General features: G+C 38.1%; 5 protein-coding genes. All 5 read right to left on the bottom strand.

From position 1 onward, the window contains the following. Nucleotides 1–133 precede the first annotated feature (133 nt). Nucleotides 134–553, bottom strand: coding sequence for a flavodoxin (locus QZ548_RS07940; RefSeq protein ID WP_105089459.1), 420 nt, complete (start codon nt 551–553; stop codon nt 134–136). A 10-nt stretch (nt 554–563) separates the two neighbouring features. Next, nucleotides 564–1,151: a DUF3793 family protein gene (locus tag QZ548_RS07935; RefSeq protein ID WP_105094098.1), complete on the bottom strand. Its 588-nt coding sequence runs from the start codon at nt 1,149–1,151 to the stop codon at nt 564–566. A 101-nt stretch (nt 1,152–1,252) separates the two neighbouring features. Beyond that, a complete protein-coding gene (locus QZ548_RS07930; RefSeq protein ID WP_119209107.1) occupies nt 1,253–1,888 on the bottom strand; it encodes a hypothetical protein in 636 nt (211 codons plus the stop codon). Nucleotides 1,889–2,012: 124 nt separating this feature from the next. Then, entirely contained in the window at nt 2,013–3,701 is a 1,689-nt protein-coding gene (locus QZ548_RS07925; protein WP_119209108.1) for a glutamine--tRNA ligase/YqeY domain fusion protein, read from the bottom strand. 82 nt (nt 3,702–3,783) lie between these two features. Next, nucleotides 3,784–4,833, bottom strand: coding sequence for a D-glycerate dehydrogenase (locus QZ548_RS07920; protein WP_119209109.1), 1,050 nt, complete (start codon nt 4,831–4,833; stop codon nt 3,784–3,786). Nucleotides 4,834–4,919 lie beyond the last annotated feature (86 nt).

Genomic DNA, 4,919 nt, shown 5'->3' with positions numbered 1-4,919 from the left:
GTTTAATGATTCGCGACTACGTCGCGAACCAGTCTAAAGACAATAACAAAAAAGGCTGTAATAACGAATTACCGTTATTACAGCCTTTATATACTGTTAACTGTTAGGATTTATGTTAATGGTTAAGAGTAAATTATGCGTTTGCTAATGTTTTACCCAATTCTTCACATTGTGCTTTGCCATCATCATCAGGTTCACCCAAGATAGCTACGCCATCAGCTACTAATTCACCGCCAGCATCTTTAATGCGAGTGCCCCAGTCTTCCAACCAAGTACCACCCCAACCATAGGAGCCGAAGATTGCTACTTTTTTACCACCCAATTTAGCTTCTAGTTCTGTGTAGAATGGTTCAAATTCGCCTTCTTCTAATTGTTCTGCACCCATATCAGCACAGCCAAGAGCTAATTTTTCGTAAGCTGCTGCGTCATCTACAGATACTTCAGAAACAGATTTTACTTCAACTTCTTGACCTGCAGCTTTGATACCTTCTGCTACTGCTTGAGCCATTTGTTCTGTATTGCCTGTACCGGACCAATAAATTACACCAATCATCTTGTACCTCCTAGGCCGTTCTTGCGACCAATGAACTAAATGTTTTTCCCAACATCAATTGAGTTTGACAAAATTCACGACATGCTTTGTAACATAAGAAAGAGCGCTTAGCATCTACCACATCATGGTAAACTTTCCATTCCCCACACATACGATATCCACTACCACGACGAGAAATAAAGTATTTCACATCATTTAATGGATAGCCTAAAAATACGCCGATTTCATGTGGAAAATCAATGCTCGCCTCCATACGGTATCGTAGATGCTCGAGCATCTCCATAATGCTCATACGATCATGATAACCGTAGGCTTTCAAAAATGTCATCACTGCAGGTTGCCGTACATAGTCTCGTAATTGCTTCTCACGGAATACCAATAAAAGTCTACGTGCTTTACAGCGACATAATTCAAAGAAGAACAAACCTTTTTCATTGAACTCTTTATTATATTCTGTCAATACAAATTGGATTTGTTCATTCATGTCCCGTGGAATAGAAACCAAGTTCGAAAGCTTAATCCCTCGAATTGCCGGTGCACAATGATATCCAATGATATGGTCAATTGAATTCATCATAATAGTACCTGCCTGTTGCATATCGTTAGAACCACCCCTAATGAGAATAATTCCTATATGCACATAGTACTCTTGATGAGAAAAATTGTCAAGAATAATTGATATATATTTTCAATAATTATTTATTTTTTAGCTGTTAGCAAAGACTTAACTTTAGGGAATATCGCAGCATCATTAGCTTCATCTATAGCGATAAAGCGTGCATTAGGGCCAGTGTACTTATCGTCAGACAAACTAATATGTAATACTTCATTATAAGAATTATTATTAGCTATACTTTTATATTTTAATGTTCCTTCATATACATTACCTTGTTTAGATAATGGCGTCACTACTGTGAAAGTACCAAGAATTGGGCTATCACCCTTATTAATAGCAGATGCAAGTGCACCTAGTGCAGATGGATCTGAGTTAACATGCTTTGTTTCACTAATCTGACCAGATAATTGTTTACCTAATACTACATCACCATATACAGCATAATTCATTTCATTTTCGTTTTTAATGTTTAGCGTATATACATTGGCAGATGTAGCACCGGCTTCGATAAATACAGATTTTATATCCTTTTTAGCATCTCCTGCGAAAAGCGCTTTAGGATTATTTGGATACATAGTAACGCCTTCAGGTAATTTAACACCTTGATATGTTACTGTTTGGCTTCTATTCAAAATGGACTTAATATTTGCTGCAGAGCCCATCGCCGGAACAGATACTAATACAGCTGCTGCAGTAGCAAGTAATACTAATTTTTTCATATATCTCCTCGAATAAAACGTTAATGTCACAAACTCTCAACATTATGTCTAGTAACAACACAGTAGTAAAGAACCGCCCTTAACGGAGCGGTTCTTTATCATTATCTTAACAATGTAGGATACATTATTTCTTTTGTGCCTTAGCCCAACTATCACGTAAACCAACGATACGGTTCATTACGATATGATCTGGTGTGCTATCTTTATCAGTTACAAAATAACCTTGACGCAAGAATTGGAAATGGTCTCCTGGTACAGTTGTACCGAGACATGCTTCCCCTTTACTATGGAATACTTGTAAGGACTCATGATTAAAGTCACCTAAGAAGTCTTTACCGTCAGAATCTTCTTTTAGTAAGTAGTCATATAAGCGAGATTCAATATCTACTGCAGTAGATACTTCAACCCAATGCAATGTACCTTTTACCTTACGTGTACAACCGCTACCGCTCTTAGTTTCTGGATCATATGTACAGTGAATTTCTGTAATATTGCCATTTTCGTCTTTAATAACATCAGTACATATAATGAAGTATGCACCTTTTAAGCGTACCTCTTTACCTGGTGCCAAGCGGAAGAATTTCTTAACTGGCTCTTCCATAAAGTCATTGCGTTCGATGTAAATTTCACGACCAAATACAACTTCACGGTTACCCAACTCTTCATTTTCTGGGTTATTTTCAACGGTACAAAGTTCAGTTTGACCTTCTGGATAGTTTGTAATAACAACTTTCACAGGATCAATAACGACCATAGGACGTGTAGCTTTGAGTTTCAAATCTTCACGGATACAGAACTCTAGCAAAGCAATGTCAACAACACTGTCAGCCTTAGCTACGCCAATGCGGTCACAGAAATCACGAATAGCCTCTGGAGTATAACCACGACGACGTAAGCCAGAAATAGTAGGCATACGAGGATCATCCCAACCAGCTACAAGGCCTGCCTCAACAAGAGCACGCAATTTACGTTTGGACATAACCATTTTAGTTACGTTCAAGCGAGCAAACTCAATTTGTTGTGGAATTTCAGTGTCATCCCAGTCTTCAAGTACCCAATCATACAATGGACGGTGAACTTCGAATTCCAAAGTACAGATGGAATGTGTAATACGCTCGATAGCATCTTCAATAGGATGAGCAAAATCATACATAGGATAGATTTTCCACTCATTACCTGTATTATGATGTTCTGTATTTACAATACGATAGATAACAGGGTCACGCATAACGATATTAGGATGCGCCATGTCGATTTTCGCACGCAATACCTTTTCACCATCAGCGTATTTACCATCTTTCATTTCTTCGAAGAGTTTCAAGTTTTCTTCTACGCTACGGTCACGGTATGGGCTGTTAGTACCAGGTGTAGAAAAATCGCCACGTGTTTGTTTAATTTCATCTGCAGTTTGATCATCTACATAAGCCTTGCCAAGAGTAATTAATTTCTTAGCATATTCGTACATTTGGCCGAAATAGTCAGATGCATAGCGAGGCTCTCCCGCCCAATCAAAACCGAGCCATTTTACATCTTCCATAATGGAGTTTACATATTCAACGTCTTCTTTTGCTGGGTTTGTATCATCAAAACGAAGATTTGTTAAGCCATTATATTGCTTACCAATACCAAAGTTAAGGCAGATAGATTTAGCATGACCAATGTGTAAGTAACCATTTGGTTCTGGCGGGAAACGAGTTAATACGCGTCCACCGTATTTACCAGTTTCATTATCTTTGTTGATGATAGCTTCGATAAAGTTAACAGATACAACTTCTTCAGGAGCTACAGTTTTTTCAATATCTTTATGTTCCAACGTTCTAACCTCCATAGGATAAATATTCTTTTATTTTACCATATTTTGCATAATACCGCATATCTTTTGAGGTCTTGTGATATTAGTCGAAATCAGCTAAATCAACGCCTGCTTTTTTGAGCTCTTCTAAAGCAGATTCTACATCCATTTCTGGTTTTTTATAGTTAACCTCTTCATTAACACAAGTTTTTAATGGTTTCTTATGAACCCCAGCAATAATATTATCGGCTGTCAAAATAGACATATCATAACGCGTGCGGTCAGTATAGGAACCGATATGTGGTACGATAAGACAGTTTTCAACACTTAATAGTGGATGATCTGCTGGCAATGGTTCTGGATCAGTTACATCGAGTGCCGCATAATCAATTTCACCTGTTTGTAAGGCATTAATGAGTGCATCTGTATCAACGATAGGTCCACGGCCTACATTTACAAATAAAGCGGTGTTTTTCATCTTCTTGAAGAATGCTTCATCGCACATGTGATAGGTTTCATCTGTTAATGGAGCCATTACACATACTACATCACTAGTAGCTAATAAGTCATCTAGCTCCATATACGTAGTCTTATGGATTTTATCATCTATACGTTGGTTGCGATTATGGTATACCACGGTCATACCAAAGGCACGAGCGCGACGTGAAATAGATACACCGATAGCGCCCATCCCGATGATACCAAGGGTGCGGCGACTTAAATCAAAGCCCTTAATATTAGAAGGTCTTTGAGCCCAACGCCCTTCTTTTACGAAATTAGCATTTTCTAAAATACGGCGACTAGCTGTGGCGATTAATGTGAAAGCAAGTTCTGCCACAGTTTCATTAAGAACACCTGGCGTATTGCCATAAGGAATACCTGCTGCCGTTAATTCATCAATTTTTACATTATCATAACCCACAGCTGCTTGAGCAATAACCTTTAAATTAGGTGCATTTTTTACAAGATCACCGTCTACATCTAAAGGGCGAACACACCACAAACCATCCGCATCAACGAGCCATTCCTTTAATGTCTCACGAGGCATTACAGTCTTTTCAGTCCATTGGCGCACATCTACGTGCTCTTTTAAATAAGCAATTGCATCTTTACGGACTAAACCGTTTACAACAACTAGAGGTTTTTTTTCCATATGTATAAGTCCTCCAAAAACGTCTTATAATACACGCCCAAGAATTTCGCGTTAAAGTTAACATTATATATTTCTATTATATACTT

Source organism: uncultured Veillonella sp., from assembly GCF_915069625.1.
Classification (GTDB): Bacteria; Bacillota; Negativicutes; order Veillonellales; family Veillonellaceae; genus Veillonella.
Note: the sequence above shows the minus strand (reverse complement) of the source record. Positions and strands in the feature narration are given on the sequence as shown.